The 20422-nt window shown below is 43.1% G+C and carries 20 protein-coding genes; 11 read left to right on the top strand and 9 right to left on the bottom strand.

The window, feature by feature from the left end; genetic code table 11:
• The first annotated feature begins 49 nt into the window (after positions 1–49).
• Positions 50–640, top strand: a complete 591-nt coding sequence (locus TVG_RS07460; protein ID WP_010917656.1) for a GNAT family N-acetyltransferase — start codon at positions 50–52, stop codon at positions 638–640.
• On the opposite strand, the gene cutA is transcribed toward TVG_RS07460, so the two are convergent.
• Positions 641–958 (bottom strand): divalent-cation tolerance protein CutA, encoded by a 318-nt coding sequence (gene cutA / locus TVG_RS07455; RefSeq protein ID WP_010917655.1) that lies wholly within the window; start codon positions 956–958, stop codon positions 641–643.
• Positions 959–1031: 73 nt separating this feature from the next.
• On the opposite strand from cutA, the gene TVG_RS07450 reads away from it, so the two are divergent.
• Together TVG_RS07450 and TVG_RS07445 are read left to right on the top strand one after the other, a co-directional pair.
• Entirely contained in the window at positions 1032–2159 is a 1128-nt protein-coding gene (locus tag TVG_RS07450) for an OFA family MFS transporter (protein WP_010917654.1), read from the top strand.
• Between the two features lie 179 nt (positions 2160–2338).
• On the top strand, positions 2339–4318 hold the full coding sequence (locus tag TVG_RS07445; RefSeq protein WP_010917653.1) for a heterodisulfide reductase-related iron-sulfur binding cluster: 1980 nt from the start codon (positions 2339–2341) through the stop codon (positions 4316–4318).
• On the opposite strand, the gene TVG_RS07440 is transcribed toward TVG_RS07445, so the two are convergent.
• The 3 genes from TVG_RS07440 to TVG_RS07430 all read right to left on the bottom strand — a co-directional run bounded on the left by TVG_RS07440 (position 4319) and on the right by TVG_RS07430 (position 5903).
• Positions 4319–4873 (bottom strand): TATA-box-binding protein, encoded by a 555-nt coding sequence (locus TVG_RS07440; RefSeq protein WP_010917652.1) that lies wholly within the window; start codon positions 4871–4873, stop codon positions 4319–4321.
• A gap of 69 nt (positions 4874–4942) precedes the next feature.
• Complete coding sequence (locus TVG_RS07435) at positions 4943–5245, bottom strand: metal-sulfur cluster assembly factor (RefSeq protein WP_010917651.1); 303 nt, start codon at positions 5243–5245, stop codon at positions 4943–4945.
• Positions 5246–5255: 10 nt separating this feature from the next.
• Entirely contained in the window at positions 5256–5903 is a 648-nt protein-coding gene (locus TVG_RS07430; protein WP_010917650.1) for a helix-turn-helix transcriptional regulator, read from the bottom strand.
• Positions 5904–5995: 92 nt separating this feature from the next.
• Between TVG_RS07430 and sufC the strand changes: the two genes are divergently transcribed.
• From sufC to TVG_RS07415, 3 genes are read left to right on the top strand one after another with little or no spacing between them, the layout of a single operon-like run.
• Positions 5996–6736, top strand: a complete 741-nt coding sequence (gene sufC, locus TVG_RS08575) for a Fe-S cluster assembly ATPase SufC (protein WP_010917649.1) — start codon at positions 5996–5998, stop codon at positions 6734–6736.
• A gap of 45 nt (positions 6737–6781) precedes the next feature.
• Positions 6782–8182, top strand: a complete 1401-nt coding sequence (gene sufB, locus TVG_RS07420) for a Fe-S cluster assembly protein SufB (RefSeq protein WP_173024203.1) — start codon at positions 6782–6784, stop codon at positions 8180–8182.
• Positions 8179–9393, top strand: coding sequence for a SufB/SufD family protein (locus tag TVG_RS07415; RefSeq protein WP_010917647.1), 1215 nt, complete (start codon positions 8179–8181; stop codon positions 9391–9393). The genes sufB and TVG_RS07415 overlap by 4 nt, the downstream gene beginning before the upstream one ends.
• A gap of 1 nt (position 9394) precedes the next feature.
• Here the strand turns inward: TVG_RS07415 and TVG_RS07410 are convergent, their stop codons facing one another.
• Both TVG_RS07410 and TVG_RS07405 read right to left on the bottom strand, forming a co-directional pair.
• Entirely contained in the window at positions 9395–10825 is a 1431-nt protein-coding gene (locus tag TVG_RS07410) for a glycine--tRNA ligase (RefSeq protein ID WP_010917646.1), read from the bottom strand.
• A complete protein-coding gene (locus tag TVG_RS07405) occupies positions 10822–11658 on the bottom strand; it encodes a CBS domain-containing protein (protein WP_010917645.1) in 837 nt (278 codons plus the stop codon). The genes TVG_RS07410 and TVG_RS07405 overlap by 4 nt, the downstream gene beginning before the upstream one ends.
• A gap of 121 nt (positions 11659–11779) precedes the next feature.
• Between TVG_RS07405 and TVG_RS07400 the strand changes: the two genes are divergently transcribed.
• A complete protein-coding gene (locus TVG_RS07400; RefSeq protein ID WP_010917644.1) occupies positions 11780–13132 on the top strand; it encodes a dihydrolipoyl dehydrogenase in 1353 nt (450 codons plus the stop codon).
• Position 13133: 1 nt separating this feature from the next.
• Here the strand turns inward: TVG_RS07400 and TVG_RS07395 are convergent, their stop codons facing one another.
• Positions 13134–13565 (bottom strand): hypothetical protein, encoded by a 432-nt coding sequence (locus tag TVG_RS07395; RefSeq protein WP_010917643.1) that lies wholly within the window; start codon positions 13563–13565, stop codon positions 13134–13136.
• Between the two features lie 106 nt (positions 13566–13671).
• Between TVG_RS07395 and TVG_RS07390 the strand changes: the two genes are divergently transcribed.
• The 4 genes from TVG_RS07390 (at position 13672) to TVG_RS07375 (ending at position 18070) form a co-directional block, all read left to right on the top strand.
• On the top strand, positions 13672–14865 hold the full coding sequence (locus TVG_RS07390; RefSeq protein ID WP_010917642.1) for a hypothetical protein: 1194 nt from the start codon (positions 13672–13674) through the stop codon (positions 14863–14865).
• Between the two features lie 113 nt (positions 14866–14978).
• Positions 14979–15716: an electron transfer flavoprotein subunit beta/FixA family protein gene (locus tag TVG_RS07385; RefSeq protein WP_010917641.1), complete on the top strand. Its 738-nt coding sequence runs from the start codon at positions 14979–14981 to the stop codon at positions 15714–15716.
• Positions 15713–16594 (top strand): electron transfer flavoprotein subunit alpha/FixB family protein, encoded by an 882-nt coding sequence (locus tag TVG_RS07380; RefSeq protein ID WP_010917640.1) that lies wholly within the window; start codon positions 15713–15715, stop codon positions 16592–16594. Before TVG_RS07385 ends, TVG_RS07380 begins: the two co-directional genes overlap by 4 nt.
• Before the next feature lie 96 nt (positions 16595–16690).
• Entirely contained in the window at positions 16691–18070 is a 1380-nt protein-coding gene (locus tag TVG_RS07375; RefSeq protein WP_010917639.1) for a glycosyltransferase family 2 protein, read from the top strand.
• Between the two features lie 17 nt (positions 18071–18087).
• Here TVG_RS07375 and truD read toward each other — a convergent pair whose 3' ends face one another.
• Entirely contained in the window at positions 18088–19317 is a 1230-nt protein-coding gene (gene truD, locus TVG_RS07370) for a tRNA pseudouridine(13) synthase TruD (protein WP_010917638.1), read from the bottom strand.
• The gene (mqnC, locus tag TVG_RS07365) at positions 19310–20410 is read right to left on the bottom strand and encodes a cyclic dehypoxanthinyl futalosine synthase (RefSeq protein ID WP_010917637.1); all 1101 of its coding nucleotides are present in this window, start codon (positions 20408–20410) and stop codon (positions 19310–19312) included. Before mqnC ends, truD begins: the two co-directional genes overlap by 8 nt.
• Between the last annotated feature and the right edge of the window lie 12 nt (positions 20411–20422).

Here is a 20422-nt window from a genome sequence, read left to right as displayed (position 1 = left end):
AATCATATCGAAGGGAAAGTATTAATTTGTTCGCAATCTATAAACGATAGTGATATACGAAATAGGCGGCCACGAAGTATCGATTGTAAGGGCGACTCCAGGTCTGGCAAAGTCTTATTATGATCTTTTAATGGAGCTTTATGAAGATCCGAATTCGTACATTTTAGTCAACTATTCGAAAGATCCTCCGCAACTGGAAAGCATAGTCGAGAGATCGAAGAATTGGAACGTGCATCCGCACTACATGCACTTCGCACTTTACAAAGATAAAGTAGTCGGGTTTGCAGGTTCGCTATTAGGCCCAGATTACGGGCCGGAAGTGCAGCCACACATCGCTGAAATATACTACGGCGTATCTAAGGGCTGGAGGAAAACTGGCCTCATTTATGCACTTCTCTATACAGCGCTCTCAGACATCAACGCAAAAATTGTGAAGGCTACAGCCTATGTAGAAAATTTACCGTCTATAAATGTGCTTCTAAAGATCGGCCTACGAATAATCGCTGTATTGGAAGAGAATGACTTCCACTACATGTCTGGAAAAATGCACGATGACTACCTTTTTAGAGGCTTTAGATCCGATTGCCTTAATAGGCTCCCGGGCCTCCTAGAGAAACATGGCATATCCGTAATCCGGTGATTATTTGTGTCTGCACGAATCGTTCAGCCATCGGTTGTATTCCTCATTTATTTTGTCCATCTTCATAGAAGCGATCTCAGGCACTTCGTAATTGTGCATTTCCTTAATGAATTGAGAAAGCAATGGCTCATTGTCATCTGTAGTCTTAAACACGCAGAAAACTTCGCTAGATTCTTCTATGTTTCCTCTCCACCAATACGTTGATTTTACGTTGTCAATGATGCTAAAGCAAGCTGCCATCTGTTTTTCAAGCGCCATCATTCCGATGCGCCTTGCCTCCTCAGCATTTTGAAAGGTCGTGATTACGTAGAATGGCATGCGTTATCGAATACTTCACATTATAACTGGTTTTCGGTAAAAAGCTATATTTATTCAAGCTTTATTTCCAAATGTGAAGAGATGTTACCTCATAATTGCCCTTCTTGTTATGTGCTTTAACTCTTTGTATCAATATTCATGGAATGTTTTCGAGCCGCTGCTTGCAAAGGGATTTGGAGTAGAGATTGTTTCTGTGCAGATAGCGTTTACTCTCTTCGCAGTCTTTTCCACTACTTTTCAGGGTATAGGAGGGTATTTCGCCGATAGAGACGGGCCGAGGAACGTAAGCATTGCAGCAGCATTGATGTCGGCTTTTGGGTTCGTTGCTTCTTCCCTGGTTCATTCGATATACCTATTCTATGTAATCTGGTCTATCGGAAGCATCGGAGAAGGGATACTTTACGGAATAGCTACAAATCTAGCTGTAAAGTGGTACAGTGGAAGAAGGGGCTTTGCAGTTGGGTTTGTCTCACTGGGCTTTGGCCTCGGATCGAGCATTGCAAACATATTCCTTGAAAAGGCCTCCGAATTTCGTTTCCCGATGATGTTTATAGGCCTAGCCGAACTTATAGTGCTTCCCCTCCTGCTTTCCTTTGTAAAGTACCCTTCTTCAGGCTTAACCGGAGAGAGGCCTAGCAGAAATATTAAGAACCCGAGGTTCTGGATACTCTATCTTTCCTTTGTATTCGGTTCTATACCGCTAATTGTCATATCTTCTTCCTTCGGCTTCATAGGATCCAAGCTTCCAGAACTGGAATTTGCCGTTCTCGTATCCATATTTCCATTGCTAAGCGGTATAAGCAGGCCGATCATCGGTGCGATCTCAGATGCAATTGGAAGGCCCGCTTCCGTACTGCTTATTGATGTTGCAATATTTATCGGAGCACTGTTCCTAGTTTTAAGGAACTTCATATTCGCAGTCGTACTTATAGGCTTTTTCGGAGGTTCCATGATATCTCTGTACTTTTCTCTTATAGGGGACGTATTTGGTACCCGCTTTTCAACGGCGAATAACGGCATATTCTATACTGGAAAGGCAGTTTCAGGTTTCATGGGGAGCACTCTTTTTGCCATAATCTTCACGTTAGGTGTAGAATATTCGTTCTACTTCGTTTTTATTTCCGCTATATTTGGGATAGCATTTCTTATAATTTCAATGGCTATTGTCCATGCACACTTTTATCCTAGTGCAGAGCGCTAGAATATATATACATGGGTATGCGTGAAGCCAATCTGGCTTCCTCGCCCTAAAGGGCGAGTGTTTTCCCCATCAATTCGTGTTTACGTCTATCACGTAAACCACATATTTACTCCATTTTTAGAAATATTCCTGCAAATAATGTTAAAAAAGATTAAAATATGCATCGCTCATAAGAGAGTATGACTATACCAGTAAGCCCAACCCTTGTTTTCATACCAGTGCCGGAGCTGATAATATTGTATTTAATATCTTTCCCAGTCGCAATCTTCGACATCTATATGTGGTACAGATCCTATAGAAAGCAAGGCATTGACTATAAACTCATGTGGAAGTACCTTAGGTCTAACTTCCCAAGGATGGTTAAACAATTTTTCACTTACGCAATATTCCAGAAGAAGATAGTTAAGAACAGATACGCAGGCATTATGCACCTTTTCATATTTTATGGCTTCGTTATACTATTCATTGCAACGTCCTTGATCGCGCTCTCACATGATATACTAAAGCCGCTTATCGGTATTGGAATACTATATGGATCGTTCTACTTGCTATTTGAAGCCTTCACACAGATAGGGGGTATAATATTGATCGTTGGGTTGCTTATGGCACTGTTGAGAAGAATCACAAATTTTATACCTCTGCATACTACTTCAGAGGACTATCTTCTGCTCTCTGGCATTCTTGTACTTGCCCTCGAAGGTTTCTTCCTTGGAGCACTTAAAATAGACCTTTTCCGCCAGAGCTTCGATGTGTACCGTTTTGTAGAATGGTACCTCAGCTATATATTTCCTTACGGATCTATGAGTCCAGCTGGAATAACTGTCTACAGAGAACTCTGGATGGCTCACGTGTTGACAGCTTTTCTTGTTGCTCTCTATCTGCCTTATTCAAAACTCTTCCATTCGCTTTTAGCGCCGACCCACGCCTCTAAGACTAAAATACTTGGAAACTCCGCCGTAGGCACGCCTTTTTTGCTTGCAGACGTGGCAGCTACCGGCAACTACGAAGTTCATGTTGGCGCAAAGAAGGTATCAGAGCTGTCCCTGGAATATAGGACTGCAGCGATGGCATGTACCGACTGCGGCAGATGCGAGAGGGCCTGCCCTGCATACGCCTCTGGCACAGATCTCGATCCAAGGCTAGTAGTCCAGAACGTAAAAAAGCTTGTTAACACTGATTCTGAGCTCGTACCGGTTGTGTTGACTGAGAACGCCTCTTGGTCATGTACGACGTGCATGGCTTGCGTTGAGGAATGCCCTGTTCTTATAAGGCCATACAGCTTCGTCGTAGAGACAAGGCGAAACTTGGTAATGGAAAACAAGGTATCGAAGGAAGCATCGGCCTATCTTATGAATCTTTACAACACAGGCAACCCTCTTGGGAGCTCGCCTATGGACCGTGACGATTTGCTGCAGTATGCACCGAAGTACGAGGAGGGTATGGAGGTTCTTTACTGGGTAGGCTGCATGGGCGCCTACGATCCAAGAGACAAGCAGATTGCTCTAACGGTAATCGATCTGCTGAAGAAAGCAGGCGTCAAGTTCGGCATCCTAGGATCCGAGGAAAAATGTACAGGAGAAACTGCAAGAAGGATGGGCGAAGAAGGCCTATTCCAGACGCTGGCTGCTGGCAACATAGAGACTTTTAACAAGTACGGGGTTAAGAAAATTGTCACATCATGCCCACATTGCTTCAACACTTTCAAAAACGAATACCCAGAGCTTGGGCTCAATGCAGAAGTTGTACACCACTCTGAATTCCTTTCTGAATTGATAAAGGACGGAAAGCTAAAGGTAAAGAACTCAGGTAATATAGTCACTTACCATGACCCATGCTACCTTGGGCGTGGAAACGGAGTATACGATGATCCTAGGTTCATAATATCATCGACCGGCGATCTAGTAGAGATGGAAAAATCAAGGGAAAAGAGTTTCTGCTGCGGAGCTGGAGGCGGAAACTACTGGTACAGAGTTGAAAACGAGAAATCAATCAGCCACATAAGAATGGATCAGGCTATTGAGACTAAAGCTTCTACAGTAGGAGTGGCATGCCCGTTTTGCATGGCCATGCTCAGTGATGCAGCCAGGACAATGAACCTCGAAGATAAAATTCAGGTAAAGGATATTTCAGAGATAATTAAGGAAAACCTGATCGAATAATTAGATCAGGCCGACTTTTTGGAGCTCCTTTTTTACCTTTATCACTGCCTGCTCTATTTCACTCTCTTCCTTTGCGCCTGTGCACACTACTTTCCCCGATCCAAAGAGAAGGAGGACTACGCGCGGTTCTTCTACCCTATAGACTAGGCCAGGAAATTGCTCTGGCTCATACTCTACATTTTCGAGTCCCAGGGACATGGCTATATCCGTTAGATTCAATTCAGATTCAAGATCGTATACTGCCACTATGTTCTGAACTATAATGTCCGGATCATCATAAACTTCAATGTTTGCGGCCTTGAGTTTATCAATTATTATTTTTATTGTCCTTTTTACATCTTCTATGTTCTTGGCTCCAGTACAGTTGACCTTTCCGCTTCTGAATATTAGGACAGCGGTCTTAGGATCTTGAAGCCTATATATCAAGCCCGGGAATTGCTCAGGCTCGTATTCAGAGCCATCAAGGGCGAGCGCAATCCTGCTGAGATCCAGATGTTCAGCCAGCGAAGTAGAAGCTACTATATTTTCAATGGTTATCTTTTCTCTCTCACTCATAAGTATCTAGTGGATCATATTTAAATAGTATTTAAACTAATAGATTTTTGTCGAAAAGAATAAAATGAATCATTCATCAATGTTCAGAGCCTGTTTTGCCTCATCACTCATCATCTTGGGACTCCATGGGGGATCCCACACCAACTCTATATCGCAAGCCTCAACGCCAGGTAGCTCTTCAACGACCTGCTGGGCCTGGCTAAGTATCCAGGGCGTAACAGGGCAGGTTGGTGCAGTCATAGTCATCCTTATGTATACCCTATTTCCATTTATTTCAACATCATAAACCAGGCCGAGGTTCACCACATCATACCCTATTTCAGGGTCGGATACAGTTTTCAAAGCTTCCAGTATCTCCTCCTTAGTCACCATAAAAAACACCTCACAACTTAACTTCGATGACACACTTGCTTGATCCGCTGCTTATCCTCTCTGTGATCTCAAAATCAGCGTTAAGGGACTGTAAAACAAGATCTTTCCCAAGCGAATTGCATATGATCTTGTTGTTTGTCTTGGCTAAATCGTAAAATATACAGTTGTGCCTTGATATTACGACTCTATCGCTGTACACATCTATCGTTGCGTTGTAACCTAGTACATTTAACATATTTACGTACTCTTCTAATTTCCTTATCTTCTCATCCCTTGGCATATCCCTGAGGTCCCCTGAGGACCATCCTGTATCAGATATTATCTTAGCCGCTATCCTCTCAAGCATACCATTCAGTTTGTAAGATCCGACGTCCTTTTCGACCTCTTCAACGAGAAGTTTAGTGAACTCTATGTACTTCTTTGGGAAAAGCGATATGCCCTTATCTGTAAGCTTATAGAATTTTTTCGGCCTGCCTGTTCCGCTGGGCTTGAAATATGAGGATACGTAGCCGCGCATCTCAAGGAACTCCATATGTTCCTTTACTGCAGTCTTGTTTATCTTGAGTATTTCGGACAGCTGATCAAGGCTCAGGTCCGATATGTTAAGCTTCTCAAGTATCTTAGCCTTTGTATCGCCAAGAATGTCATCGTAAAGCATAATACATTAATATGAACGAGATATTTAAATTTAGTCAATTTAAACACAAAAAAGTGTTTAAATAGTATTATGGTATGATCCATAGATAAAAAATGATACTCGAGATCAACAACCTGTCTGCATCAGTAGAAGGCAAGGAGATACTTAAAAACGTTAATTTGACTGTAAAAGGCGGAGAAATACACGCGCTAATGGGGCCAAACGGCGCTGGGAAGAGCACACTAGGTAACGTGCTGATAGGCCACCCTGATTACAAGGTGACCGGAGGCAACGTGTTGCTGGACGGCAAGGATATAACCTTTGCAACACCAGAGGAACGGGCCAGAGCCGGCCTATTTCTGGCATTCCAAAGCCCAGTAGCTGTTGAAGGCGTCAGGATATCTACGTTCCTGAGGATAGCTTATTCGAATCTGCATCCAGGGGAAAAGATCGTTATATCAGAATTCAACAAAAAGGTAAAGAGCCTGATGAAAACCGTAGGGTTAGACGAGAGTTTTATATCCAGATCGGTGAATGATGGGTTTTCCGGTGGAGAACGAAAGAGGTTCGAGATACTGCAGATGATGATACTCAAGCCAAAGATAATAATACTTGATGAGATCGATTCTGGACTTGACGTAGACGCATTGAGGATGGTAGCTGAACAGATAAGGTCATACCTGAACAACGATGTTGGCTTCCTGATCATAACGCATTACCAGAGAATATTGAAGGACATACCGCCACAGTTCGTGCATGTACTTGTGAATGGTACTATAGTTATGAACGGCGACAAGTCTCTATCGGATAAGATCGAGGAGGAGGGATACGATTGGCTGAAGGAGGTGGCTTAAATGGAGTCAACTTATGTTAATAAGGATGAGGAAATAGATAGGTTAATAAGCGACCTTAAGAACGGAAAGGCCCTTGATTACGGCTTCCACGACAATATAAAACCCGTGTATTCAACTGGTAAGGGCCTCAATAGTAAGGTCGTTGAAGAGATATCTGAGATAAAGAAGGAACCAGACTGGATGAGGAGGATAAGGCTCCATGCACTAGAGATATTCAATTCAAAGCCTGTACCAACTTGGGGTCCTGACCTATCAAGCATAGATTGGGACAACATGACTTATTACAGCAGCCCGGACGATGTGAAGGCTACGAACTGGGATGAAGTTCCAAAGGAGATTAAGGATACATTTGAAAAGCTTGGCGTACCGGAGATGGAGAGAAAGTATCTGGCCGGTTCGATAGCACAGTACGATAGTGAAGGGGTTTACAACAGCCTAAAGAAGGAATGGGAAGAGAAAGGAGTAGTTTTCATGGATCTTGATTCAGCGTTGCAGAGATACCCAGATCTAGTTAAGGAGTACTTTGCGAAGGCAGTTCCTCCCAGCGACAACAAGTTTGCTGCACTTAATGTGGCAGTATGGAGCGGAGGCGCTTTCTTGTATGTGCCTCGCGGTGTCCACATAGACATGCCACTTCAGACATACTTCAGGATCAACGGAGAAGCTACAGGGCAGTTTGAGCATACTATAGTTGTAGCGGATGAAGGGTCAAGCGTGCATTACCTCGAAGGCTGCACTGCCCCGGTATATTCGAAAGATTCCTTGCACGCGGCTATTGTAGAGTATTACGTGATGAAAAACGCGCACGGGAGATATACCAGCGTGCAGAACTGGTCTAACAGTGTTTACAATATGCCTACAAAGAGGGCCTGGGTAGAAGAAAACGGCAACATGGAATGGGTTGGTGGTTCGCTTGGATCAAAGGTAACTATGATATACCCATCATCTTATCTTAGGGGAAGAAATGCGACTACATCGAACCTGAACATAGCGCTGGCAAGCCCAGGCACTGTTAAGGATACCGGTGCAAAAGCAATCCACATGGCACCGAATACAAGCTCTAAGATCATAGCAAAGAGTGTGAGTCTTGGAGATGGCAAGTCGATCTACAGGGGCCTTGTAAGGATAAACAAAGATGCCCTTAACGCAAAGAGCTATGTCCAGTGCGATGCTCTTCTAATAAACGATGAATCCGTATCTTATACTATGCCGCATGACGAAATATATGAACCAACTGCAAACTTCACCCATGAGGCGACAGTTGGCAAGATAGGTACAGAGGAACTTACTTACCTAAGGTCCAGGGGCCTCTCTGAGGACGAAGCTTCTTCGCTGATAGTGCTCGGCTTCCTGGACGATGTGATGAAGGAGATACCTATGGAATTTGCAGTTGAGATGAATAGGCTAGTTAAGCTTGAAATGAGCAAGATGGGTGCTGTGGGATGATCGAGCAGATAAGAGATTTGATAAACGATCGCAGAAACGATGGGCTTCATGAATATAGGCAGGATAACTTCATCCAGTTCATGAAGTCACCGGTGCAACCATACAAGGAAAGCCCGACTAGGCTTAGGTACGTTGATTTCACAGACGACCTAGTTGAGAAAATGGTCCTTGGCGAACCTGAGGATGATGCGAAGGGCTACGGACAGGGCGATGAAGACTTTGCTTTCGTCAACGGAAAGCTTATGGTATACAATGGAAAAGGGTGCATAGTAGAGCCTATAAGGGAGGCTGAGCGGAAATATCCTAATTTAATCTTCGATTATACTGACAAGGAAAACGTTGATGACAGGTACGAGTACCTGATAAACGCAGGCTTTTACGACGGTTTTCTTGTCTATTTGCCACCAAATAAATCCTCTGAAATTAAAGCGGTTGATTTTGCCAAATCAACTTCATCCTTCGCGGCCAAGAACCTGATCATTGTAGGTGAAGGATCATCCCTTAACTTTACTAGGTATATAGTGGGTGGCGGGGAAGGCAATGGCGCGCAAGGCGACAATACATACATATTCTTGTCAAGGAATTCCAGTATAGTTTATTCCCAGGTGCAGGACAGGCCAAAGACCGTTGACGGAATCCAGTTCCTAAAAACATTTATGGAGGACAATACGCAGGCCACTATACATCATGTAGAAAACGGCTACAACAAATCGATAATCATGACTGAATCGTACCAGAAAGGAAACTTTACAAATTATCAGCTCCGTGGCGTAAGCTTTACCAGGGGGCTGCAGCAGATGGACCTCAGGGACAACACAATTCAGATCGGAACACACTCTATTGCAAACATATACGTAAGGGGCATAGTGAGGGAGAAGAGTTTGACTATGCATAGGGGAAATATAGATATAAAAGAATCAGGCCGAAAGGCGGAGGGATACTACGATACTAGGATACTGCTATTATCTAAGGAGGCCTATGCTAATACGAAGCCAGCACTGCTTATAAACAACAATGACGTAAAATCGAAACACGCGTCAGCCGTTACGAATATAGATGAAGAAAGCCTCTTTTACCTCAGGTCTAGGGGAATTGATGAGGAAACTGCAAAGAACTTAATAATAGAGGGCTTCACAGAACATGTTGTCGAAGGAGCCCCTGATGCGGTTAGGAATGCAGTAAGAAAATTTGCCGGAATATCAGAAGATTAACTTAATTTTTGAATAGCGATGTTGGATACTCTGGATAATCACTTATCTTTTGAAGAAGTTCTTCTATGTTTTCTCTGACCTGCTTTGTCGAATCGCGTTCACGTATCGTAACCGTTGAATCCTCCAAGGTCTCGTAATCTACAGTTATGCAGAAGGGCGTGCCTATTTCATCCTGCCTTGCATACCTTCTCCCTATGTTGCCTCCTTCGTCGTAGTAAACAAATGGATCGATTTGCTTTATTTTGTTGAAAAGTTCCTTAGCTTTTGCATCAAGGCCATCCCTTCTTTGCAGGGGAAAAACGGCGAAATGCAGAGGTGAAACTGCAGGATCGAGTTTCAGTACCTTGTATCCGTTGTCTCTTATGTAATATCCATCGTTCAATATAGTAAGGACTATCCTATCTATCCCATAGGAGGGCTCTACTACCCTTGGGATGTTTCCATCTACTTCCATATTTTCACCGGAAAATTGCTGATGCCGTCCAAGATCGTACGTACCACGATCAGAGACCCCGACTATCTCTATCCACTCGCCGTCCATAAGGTATTCGAAGTCCCAAGTCTCTGACGAATAGTGCGCCCTCTCCAGCGGGTCGTGTTCTCTGGCCCTGAGGTGATTAGGATTGAAACCTATCGAAGAGAGTATGCTGTATGTCTTCTCGAGGAAATAGGCCATTACCGGGTTCTTCACAATACCTGAGTGAAGTGCTTCCTTCAGATCTACGGTCACTTCTTCGCCAGTGTTTCGCAGGAGTTTGAATTTTAAGCTGTTTCCATTGGGGTTGAAGTCTGAATCGTTCAGGTAAAATACCTCGACTTCAGCCTGGGTGAATTCCCTCATCCTTATCAGCGCCTGCCTTGGAGATATCTCATTCCTGAAACCTTTCCCGACTTGGCAGACTATTATTGGCATGGTGTTTCTTGAGTAGTTATACAAGTTCTTGAAATTGATAAATATGCCTTGCGCAGTCTCAGGCCTAAGGTAAAGCTCGTTTGTTCCGACCTTGAACATCAAGTTAAATTCATATGCTCCACGCAGTGGAGCACCGCATTTTGGGCACTTTACATCGTATTCCTCTAGTACAGCGTTCGCCTTTTCCACATTATTCAGAGGCACATCGATGCCAACGGACTTAAGAAGGTTCTCAAGCTTATATGCTGTCTTGCACTTTTCGCATTTAACTGCAATATCGGAAAACTTTTCAAGATGCCCTGAAGCCTTGAATACGTCTGCAGGCGCTATAACCGGCGTGTCTAAGAAAATTGCCCCTTCCTTAGCGTATGATTTTTTCCAGATACTTATTATATTATCCTTAAGCAGAGTGCCAAGCGGGCCATAGTCATAAAAACCGGAAGAACCACCATAAATAGAAAACGAGGGCCAAAAGAAGCCCCTTCTCTTTGCCAGTTCGACAACATCCTCAAAGCTCATAGAAAAACGCCCAGCATCTCTATATCGTAGAGCATACCGTATATCCCGTGCGTATCATCGAGCACGGGCAACTGGTTGTAGTTGTATTTTATCATAAGGTCAGCGGCAGTCGATAGCCGATCATTTGCATAAACTACCGTAGGATCTTTTACCATTATCTCTTCCGCCGATATTTTAGGGAGCTTTATGTCTGCCCTTTCAACAACGTACTTGAAAACATTCCTAAGGCCAGTCCAGGACCATGGGTCTTCATCGTCGGCGATGCCCATCTCGCTCAGAACAGAATCAAATTTTAGATCGATTCTGTCGAATATATCTCTATCTACGAGCAGGCCGATGAAACCTCCCTCATCATTTATTACAGGAAATGAAAATATATTCGATACGTTCATTATGGTTAGTATAGCAGGGAGCGGGGTCTTGTACCATATAGGGACACTTACCCCTTTCATTACCTCCTTAACCTTTACGGTCCCGTAAGTATCGCGTATAACTTTCATAAAGTTCTGGGGAGTGAGTATGCCTGTTACTATGCCTTCACGGTTAATAACGGTAAGATGCCTCTTCCTCTGATTCAACATCTCCACAGCAGCTACCTTTACTTCATCGTCTTCATACACTGCATTTGATCTCCTCATTACCATGGCTGTTTGCGTCTCCCTTGGGTTTGAAAATATGTCTCTCCTACTTACGAAACCTACGTAATGCCCTGCTGTATCTGTTATAGGTATACCAGTTACGTTGTATTTTATAAGGACCTTTATCACTTCGTTTATCGAACTTGGAACTCTGTAAGTTATAGGATTAGGCGTCATTATTTCAGAAACTTTCATGATGGCGGTGGATTGTTAATAGGGATAAAATTATTTTGATACGATCAATTCATGTAAATTTCCATGAATGTGAATATATAATCATGCAAAGGAATTTATTTACTGATACGATATACGTAACATGGAAACTTATGATGTCATCACGCTTGGTGCAGGCGGTGCTGCTTATCCGGCCGCATTCCGCTTGAAGAAGTCTGGATACAGCGTGCTGATGATAGATAAGAAGGGAATAATGTCTGGGAATTGCCTTGCTGAAGGCTGTGTTCCATCAAAGGCAATCATTGAAACTGTCCATAACTATTCAAAATTGAAAAAGTTCGGAAAATATTCGATAGCTTACGAAGATATAGTAAAGCACAAGGACGATGTCCAAAACATAAGGTACAAGCAGCACGACGAAGAACTTCATGAAGCTGGCCTCAAGATACTGAAAGGAACGGCAAAACTGATTGATGAAAATACTGTAGAAGTTGAGACGGATACAGGTAAAGAGAGGTACAGGGCAGAAAGCATTATTATAGGCACAGGTTCAGATACCTATGTACCGAAGATACCAGGAGCAGAACTCGCTTGGACAAGCAGGGAACTCTATGCGCTTAACCCAAAGGTAAGAAAGCTTCCAAAGAGCATAGCAATAATTGGTGGAGGTTATATCGGCCTGGAGACGGCATCGTTTATGTCGCTGCTTGGTACTGACGTCACAGTTATAGAGTTGCTAGACCGCGTTCTTAGCACGATGGATTCCGGCATGGTAAGCAAGCTTGTCCCACTCCTTCCAAAGATGAACCTCATTTTAAGTTCACCAGTCAAGGAAATACGAAGAGGCGGTGACATGTTCGAGGTATCATACGATCACGAGGGCAAAACTGAAAAAATACGAGTGGAAGCAGTTTTAATGGCTGTGGGAAGGATGCCAATGTTCCCGGAGGGCTTAGACGATCTTGGAATAAAGTACGACAAGCACGGGATCAAGGTAAATATGGCTATGCAGACTAATATAAAGCATATATACGCTACGGGCGATGTCAACGGATTAACACCACTCTTCCATGCGGCTAAGAGGCAGTCTTTAGTAGCGGCCAACAATATTATGGCAAACCATGTGCCTGTTGACTACTTCGATCCTCTATCAGTCCCGTTCACTGTATACACGGTACCGCAGGTAGCCTATGTTGGCATACTGCCAGATCAGGCGAAAAAGTTGGGAATAAGTTACATTGAGACAGATTACCAGATGGAAAAGGATGCAATGGCACAAGTAAACTCAGAGATGGAAGGTGAGATAAGGCTTTTCTTTGATTCAAGGATGAAGATAATAGGCGGATACGTTATCGGAAATGATGCCGGGAACCTGATAAATGAGATAGCGTTAGGAATATCAAAGGGATTAAGTGCAAGGGACTTCGCAGAGATGGCCCATCAGCACCCGATGAGCTTTGAAGGGCTTGATTCAGCTGCTAGAAAACTATATTAAATTATTTTTTTGCTTGAGGAACATCCTCTCTAGGCAAAACTGATTTGAAGATCGAACCGCCTATGAGCCCACCGATGATGGATAATAAAACATCATCTAGTATTATTTCTTTTATGAGCTTGTTTGTTGGAATGCTCATCGTGTTTAAGGAATAAGCAATAAAATTGTAAAGGAAGCTATTCCCAATGGTACTATGGAGCTGGGAAAGGCCAGACGGCAGGATGAAAATAGCCAGTGTTACCATTATGAACAATGTCACGAGCGATGAAACTAGCGAGGAGCTAGCTCCCCTTCCCATCCCCTTTGCCGCTATCCCAGCAACAAAGCCGGATGCAAGCCACGATAAAGGAGTGGCTGTAGCGATAGCTATCATAACAAGTATGCCCGCAACTGATCCTGCGGCGATACTACCATTCTTTACGGTGAATGGCATAGGGCAGTAACATCATTGCAGCTATTAACATTTATTGCGGTTGTTGGCGAAAAACTCTTCCTCAAACGGAGAAAGTTATTTATAAATAGGATCGAATGACCAATGTATGCGTAACATAACGGAGAACGATAGGATATTCTTAATTGAGTTTTCCATAGTGCTATTAACGTTTTTTTCGCTCTCCGTGTATGCAGGTTCATTCACATTCGTACTTATTGAGGGGTCGATTCCTCTTTATTACCTTGGCGTTTACTTTTCTGTAGCGATTATATTCTACCTTGCGTTTAACCCTGTTTCTTATGAGTACGTAAAAAGATATGGCGATCTCTTTTCAGTTCCTATAAGCATACTCGTACTCTCTGTCGCGTTTATAATAATATACATCTCGCAGGGAGCTGTTTCAATAACCGCATCGCTTATAATTTTTACAATTTCATTCACGGTATTCTACAATTCAACAGTTAAGAACGGGTACAGAAGGGATATCAATGAAAGTTCCTTCATAATATCTTCCGGCATCGGCATTCTCCTTGGACTGCTTGTATCAGCGTTCTTCGGCGGCGTAGTATCCGATCTATATTCATATGTCTCCATACTGCTCTTGATGATAGGCCTCATCACAATAATATTATTCACTAAGAAGACAAACTCAAAACCTGAAAAGATGGACATTCTCTACATCTTCATGAGGCCGTTCTACTCAATGGATAAAGTCAGGAAGGCAGATAAGAAGCTGCTTTTGCTCGCCGATTCTCTGGACGAAATATTCCTCTGGTTGGCAATTGGAGCTTCCTTCCCGTTCCTCATAGCCGCAGGCATCGGATCCGGGCTATCGCATTCCGCTGTTATGATTTCTATAGCAACAGCTTCTTTCGTAGCTGCCGTTGCCGTTTATCTTTACTTATCTATGCAGCTTCCAATAATGTCTTTCTATTATCTATCCAAAGATGTACTGCTTATAGTAGGTCTTCTCCTCATGAGCTTCATGTCTCCTCCATCTTACTTTGCGTCATTGGCATTTCTTTCTTTCTTTCCGGCCGCTTTTATAGGGTCTGAGAAATTCCTGAAATCGCAGTTCCCAGCAGACTTAAACTACAGGGAAATAACGGCGTTCTTTAGGAATCCAATTATGGTTATATCCCCTTTAATGGGTTCTATCCTGTGGATAGTAGGCAGGCACATGTTGTTCCTCATATCTGTAGGTTTCGCAGTGATGGCACTCGTTACAGGAATTCTTGTAATAACAAATCCCAGGCTTTTCAAGTTAAGTGGTGCTGAAAGGGAGAAAGATCCACTTTAACTTCATTTATATAAGTTTATAATGCTATATTTTCACTTTTGCCCACTAAATAATAGAAAAATTAGAGTATGCGGCTAAGAAATGTATATACACTTTCAACGAATACTGGAATAATGGTTAACGTAATAGTTCTCATAAAACAGATAATAGACATAGACCAGATGAAAACTGACAGCGAAGGAAAACCAATTCTTTCAGGCATTCCTTATAGAGTTGAGAACCTAAGCAAAAACGCCATAGAAGCAGCTGTTCAGCTAAAGGAAAAGAATGGGGGCAAAGTAACGGGCATAATTTTTGGGACAGAGGCGTCTACAGCTGCCATGAAAGAGGCATATGCTATGGGGGTAGACGAAGGTATAATAATAACTGGATACAAAGGAAGCAACCCAATAGTAACGGCTAAGGCTATAACTAGTATATTAAAGAATTTGCAGTATGACATTGTCGTACTCGGAGATCAGTCAGCTGACTCATATACAGGAATGCTGCCTGGCCTCCTTTCGGCAATGACCGGTTTTCCGCTCCTAGGTAACGCTAACTCTATAACGATAAACGGCAGGAGCGTGAGGATAACACAGGTCGGCGAGGCCGAAAACGCAGAGATAGAGGCGGATATGCCTGCTATAGTATCGGTGACTCAAGAAATAAACCAGCCCAGGCTTCCGCCTGTCCTCCAGATAATGGCTGCAGGCCGTAAGCCTATAAGGATGGAGAAGTATGATGGTTCGTTCTCAAATGTAAACGTTATCTCGAACCTTGCGCCTAAGAGCGAAAGGAAGAAAAAGATCTTCGAAAAAGTTGATGAGGGCATACCCGAGATAGTCAAGGTGATAAAGGAGGAGATGAGATGAAGGCACTCGTAGTATCAGACGATATTAATTTCCTGAAGCAGGCCTGCACGCTTGTCAACGGCAAGGCAGAATATGATGCAGTTTACGTTGGTGAAGGAAGAGTTAGCGGAGTAGGTGCATCAACCCTATATACTGTAAAGAAAGGCACTCCTTATGATGCGGTAGCTGATGGAATACTAGAGATCATGGGAAACTACGATATCATTGTAGCAGGATCAACGGAATTTGGCAGAGAAGTTGCTGGTTATATAGCCGGCAAAACTGGTTATTACGCAGCTACTGAAATATTCTCGCTGGAATTTTCTAATGGGAAAGCAAAGACAAAGAGGTTCTTCTACGGTGGAAAGACAGTTATAGAAGAAGAAAGCGATGCAAAGGTATTTACTGTTGCCCCTGGAGTAATAGAGGCCAAGGAATTTGAAAGCAAGCCTGAGGAAAAGGATCTGCCTATAAAACCAAGCAAAGTACGAGTCAACAAAGTAGTTCCGAAGAATGCAGGAGGCGTGCGGCTAGAAGACGCAAAAATAATTGTATCGGTCGGCAGGGGCATAGGCAGCAAGGAGAATATATCAAAGATAGAGCCTTTGGTAAATGCCGTTAAAGGCGAGCTCGCCGGATCCCGTCCGGTCTGCATGGATTACGGCTGGTTAAGTGAAGACAGGCAGGTAGGGCTATCTGGGAAGAAGGTTTCTCCCAAACTGTACATCGCACTAGGCATATCTGGACAAATACAGCACATTGCCGGTATGAGGAACTCTAAGACTGTTATTGCAATTAACAAAGATAAGAACGCACCGATTTTCCAGGAGTGCGATTATGGAATAGTCGGAGACATATTCGCAATAGTCCCGAAAATAGTCGAGGAGCTCAAAAAATAAGAAATACGCCAAGATGGTATTCTCGATACTCCTCATTTTTCGGAAAGCATCCATATTAAACCAAAATTTATATAATGAAAACCAGATCGTCATTAAATGCAAACAGTACGTACTCCTGTGCTAAATCTTGGCCTCACGTTTTGGCAGATACCTATAATCCTTGTATTTTTGATCCCTGTCGGGTTTACTGTAGTATCGGGGGGTTCCAGCCCGATCACATACGCTATAGAAGCTCTTTGGTTTATGGGCCTGCCTGTAATAATCATCGCACTGGCTGGCGCATACAAAAGCAGGGATGTTAGACTCTCAATGTTCTCTGGCAAGATTAACGATACTGTTATATTCCAGGTGCCGAGCATAGCAAGAAGGGACTTGCTCAATGCGCTAGAACGTGTAATATCCTCTGTCATCATGAATGCGCCTAAAAACCTTGAAAACTGGTTGCTTAACATAGTTATCGAGGAAAGTTCTGAAGGCAAATACTACCTAAAAAATAAGTACGGAAAAAATCCGAGGATAAATATAATCGAGGTGCCAGCATCATACAAGACCAAGAACGATTCACTTGCAAAGTCAAGGGCGAATCAGTACGCAATCGAGTATTTGAGGGAGAGGGGCCTGGTAAATAATAGGACGTGGATATACCATTTGGATGATGATACCTCAATCGGCCCCGATACTGTGGCCGCCATAGCCGAACACATATTCTTGCACGGAAGTGAGTACTATCTTGCACAGGGGATACTCTCGTTTCCCCACTATCTGACGAAGAGCATTATTACAAGGTTTGCAGATTCAATGAGGCCAACAGACGATCTAACTAGGTTCTACTTTTTCACAAACGTTGTTAAGATGCCGCTCATCGGGCTTCATGGTGAAAACATGCTAGTGCGTTCTGACATTGAGGAATCAGTCGGATGGGATAACGGCAACAGGGCAATCGCCGATGACAGTTACTTTGCGCTCAGATTTGCATACATGTATCCAGGAAGATCTTCATTTATGCCGGCAGTTACCTATGGGTCTTCGCCGTCAACAATCCGGGACATGCTCAGGCAGAGAAAAAGGTGGTTCTTAAACGTATCAAACTTAAGCTTCTTTGGAAACGTTCCATTGAGGTATAGGGCATTCATGATATACAGCATCATATTTTGGGTTGGCATGGTTATTCAGAACGTTGTGCCCATATTGCTACTCCTTCACATATTAGGTGTCATGAAAATGCCCATCATAAATGATGAGGTTCTAGGTCTATGGGCTTTTACCCTTTCTTTCTGGATATGGTTTTATTTATCAGGCTTGAAGATAAACAAGGAGATCTGCGGGGACTATAAGCACAGGTTTATGGATCAGTTAGTTTTGGTTTTCCTGTACATATTTGTTATATCGCCTCTCGAAATAGTAGGCGGATTGCTGGGTTTCATAAGCTTCCTCCGGAATGAAAAAAGGTTTGATGTTGTTTCTAAGCCTATTTAGATCACCGTTTTTATCTCTTAAAGTTCTGCTTCGCTGTCTGAGTATACATTTTCTTTTAACCTGCCAATTGATGAAAGAAAGACTGTAGCGTAAATCCCTTTGCCTAACGTGAATTCAACTACGTTATTTTCCAGTGAAAAGTTTATTGGCTTTGCTGATATTATCCTCCTATCTCCGCTTGAGGACAGATATGCGAAGTCCTTGTTCTTGAAGTCATCTTGGGATATTCCTTCCTCCTTCAATATTCCATATTCGACGTCACCGAAATCGCTATTGTCGATCCAGGTCTTATATCCGAATATGGGAAGCGATATCCTTATCTTGTCGCTCGAAACTAATTTAGAGATCTTCTCCCTGTTGTAGCTGTTTACTTCTATGGGTTTGCTTTTGTCAGGATTAAAATAGGCATCAACAGGAAATGCTATATCCCCAGGAAGCACTGCGTTTAAGCCGTAGATCTTCAATCTTTCGTCTAGTATCCTATTAAATAGATACGATTGGTAGGCGTGTACAAACATTATTGTAAGGTTTTTTGGCAGAGAGTCGAAGGCCCCTTTAAACGTGCCGTTCCTGGCGTAGTATCCGATTAATGATCTCTCAAAGGACAGCGAATGGGGAAACCTTTCGAGTGCAGTTTTATAATCCAGTGTATCAATGAAATGCTTCCTATAAGATTCTTTATCGTATTTTTCATCATATATGTATTTTTTGACAGCTTCTTCGTATTCTCCCTTTATGATTAGCTTTCCGATCTCATGGGTATTTCTCCTCCTAGATCCGAAACGCTGATCTCCAAAGAAGTTGGGAAAGCCACCTTTCGAAATAATGTGAACGTATCTTTCCCTAAACATTTCCGGATCGATGCCATAAAATCTAATTTTAAAATGGTTTGCAATGAGGTCTCCGAGGGTGAGGTAATGGCTTGACTTGAAACTTTCGATTACTTCAAAATCCTTTATGCCGGACAGAGAAGCAACATCTACATCCGCACTATTTATGCAGAAGTATTGCAATTTAACGGCCCTCTTATCTTTTGTCCCGGCGAAGGTGACCCTTTTCCTGCTCATGTGGAGCCGTCTAGCTATCTCCGCCGCTATTCTGTTGGTATCCCAGTCCCTTACTCTGGCCTTTATTATAGTGTACTTGCCATTAGGATCTGGCTCTATGTCAGCGATCTCTTCGACCGAGAAATCCTCAGGATCCCTCTTTATCTCTATAGCTTCTTCAAAATTTTCAGGTTTATTCATATACAGCAATTTCTCTGTAAAGGTTGTCCCTCTCTACTGGTACCATGCCGAGGTCCTTTATGCTCCTAATTATGATCTCCTTCCTTAGGTTCCCGACTCGCTTTCCAGTAGCTGGTATAACTTTCTCATCGTATATGGTGCCTCCCCAGTCGTTTGCTCCATAAAGTATGGCAAGCTGGCCCATTTCTACACCGTTCGTTAGCCATGAGCTTTGGATTATTGGAAGATCGTAATTGAAGACTATCCTTGATATAGCTATGTTCCTTATCACATCCTCTGCACCTGCCCTGTATTTTAGTATACCCTCTTTCTGCAGCTCGGTATTATCAGGTTCCATATTCCACGGTGTAAAGGATAAAAAGCCGTGGTATTTCTTTTGCAGGTTTCTTATCGATATAAGGTGCCTTGCCTTGTCCATGCTGCTTTCTATATGTCCATATACCATGGTTGCGGTCGTTTTCACGCCTAGCCTGTGTGCAGTCTCCATAATCTCCAGCCATTGCCTACCGCTGCCACGAGGCCTCCCAAGCTTAACTCTAACATCTTCGTCTAGTATTTCGGCTCCCGCCCCAGGTATAGTTTCGAGGCCGGCTTCCTTGAGCTTTAATATCGTTTCCTCATAGGTCAAATGCGCTTTCTTTGATATGAAGTTTATTTCTGCAGCAGAAAGGCCGTTGATGCCAGCTTCAGTAAAATTTTCCCTTATTTTCCTGAAAACCGTTAGATAATAATCTAAGTCGAGGTTTGGGTTCACGCCACCCTGTATGAGTATCTGCCTTATTCCGTAGGGATAATACTTCCTTATCTCGTCAATTACACCGTCCGGCGTCATCGTATAAGCATCATATTCGCCGCTCTTCCTGTAAAACGCACAGAACTTGCAGCGGACATTGCATATGTTTGTGTAATTTAGTATGATATTTGAGACGAAGGAAACCCTCTTCCCACTGATCTTATCGGTAATGCTCCTTGCCAGCTTCCCGAGATCATTTACATCAGCCTCATCGTACATGTAAACGATGTCATCCTCGTCAAGATCCTCTCTTCTCTCTATTTTTTCTTCAATATACTTAAGTTCCCCGGTTTTTATCACGTACCCACCATC

The sequence above is a fragment of the Thermoplasma volcanium GSS1 genome, from assembly GCF_000011185.1.
Lineage (GTDB): Archaea > Thermoplasmatota > Thermoplasmata > Thermoplasmatales > Thermoplasmataceae > Thermoplasma > Thermoplasma volcanium.
This window is presented reverse-complemented; position numbering and strand designations above follow the sequence as displayed.

Coding starts and splice junctions, on each gene's coding strand:
- cutA (WP_010917655.1), bottom strand. CDS start 958: ATGCCATTCTACGTAATCACGACCTTTCAAAATGCTGAGGAGGCAAGG.
- TVG_RS07445 (WP_010917653.1), top strand. CDS start 2,339: ATGACTATACCAGTAAGCCCAACCCTTGTTTTCATACCAGTGCCGGAG.
- TVG_RS07440 (WP_010917652.1), bottom strand. CDS start 4,873: ATGAGTGAGAGAGAAAAGATAACCATTGAAAATATAGTAGCTTCTACT.
- TVG_RS07435 (WP_010917651.1), bottom strand. CDS start 5,245: ATGGTGACTAAGGAGGAGATACTGGAAGCTTTGAAAACTGTATCCGAC.
- TVG_RS07430 (WP_010917650.1), bottom strand. CDS start 5,903: ATGCTTTACGATGACATTCTTGGCGATACAAAGGCTAAGATACTTGAG.
- sufC (WP_010917649.1), top strand. CDS start 5,996: ATGATACTCGAGATCAACAACCTGTCTGCATCAGTAGAAGGCAAGGAG.
- TVG_RS07415 (WP_010917647.1), top strand. CDS start 8,179: ATGATCGAGCAGATAAGAGATTTGATAAACGATCGCAGAAACGATGGG.
- TVG_RS07410 (WP_010917646.1), bottom strand. CDS start 10,825: ATGAGCTTTGAGGATGTTGTCGAACTGGCAAAGAGAAGGGGCTTCTTT.
- TVG_RS07405 (WP_010917645.1), bottom strand. CDS start 11,658: ATGAAAGTTTCTGAAATAATGACGCCTAATCCTATAACTTACAGAGTT.
- TVG_RS07400 (WP_010917644.1), top strand. CDS start 11,780: ATGGAAACTTATGATGTCATCACGCTTGGTGCAGGCGGTGCTGCTTAT.
- TVG_RS07395 (WP_010917643.1), bottom strand. CDS start 13,565: ATGCCATTCACCGTAAAGAATGGTAGTATCGCCGCAGGATCAGTTGCG.
- TVG_RS07390 (WP_010917642.1), top strand. CDS start 13,672: ATGCGTAACATAACGGAGAACGATAGGATATTCTTAATTGAGTTTTCC.
- TVG_RS07385 (WP_010917641.1), top strand. CDS start 14,979: ATGGTTAACGTAATAGTTCTCATAAAACAGATAATAGACATAGACCAG.
- TVG_RS07380 (WP_010917640.1), top strand. CDS start 15,713: ATGAAGGCACTCGTAGTATCAGACGATATTAATTTCCTGAAGCAGGCC.
- TVG_RS07375 (WP_010917639.1), top strand. CDS start 16,691: ATGCAAACAGTACGTACTCCTGTGCTAAATCTTGGCCTCACGTTTTGG.
- truD (WP_010917638.1), bottom strand. CDS start 19,317: ATGAATAAACCTGAAAATTTTGAAGAAGCTATAGAGATAAAGAGGGAT.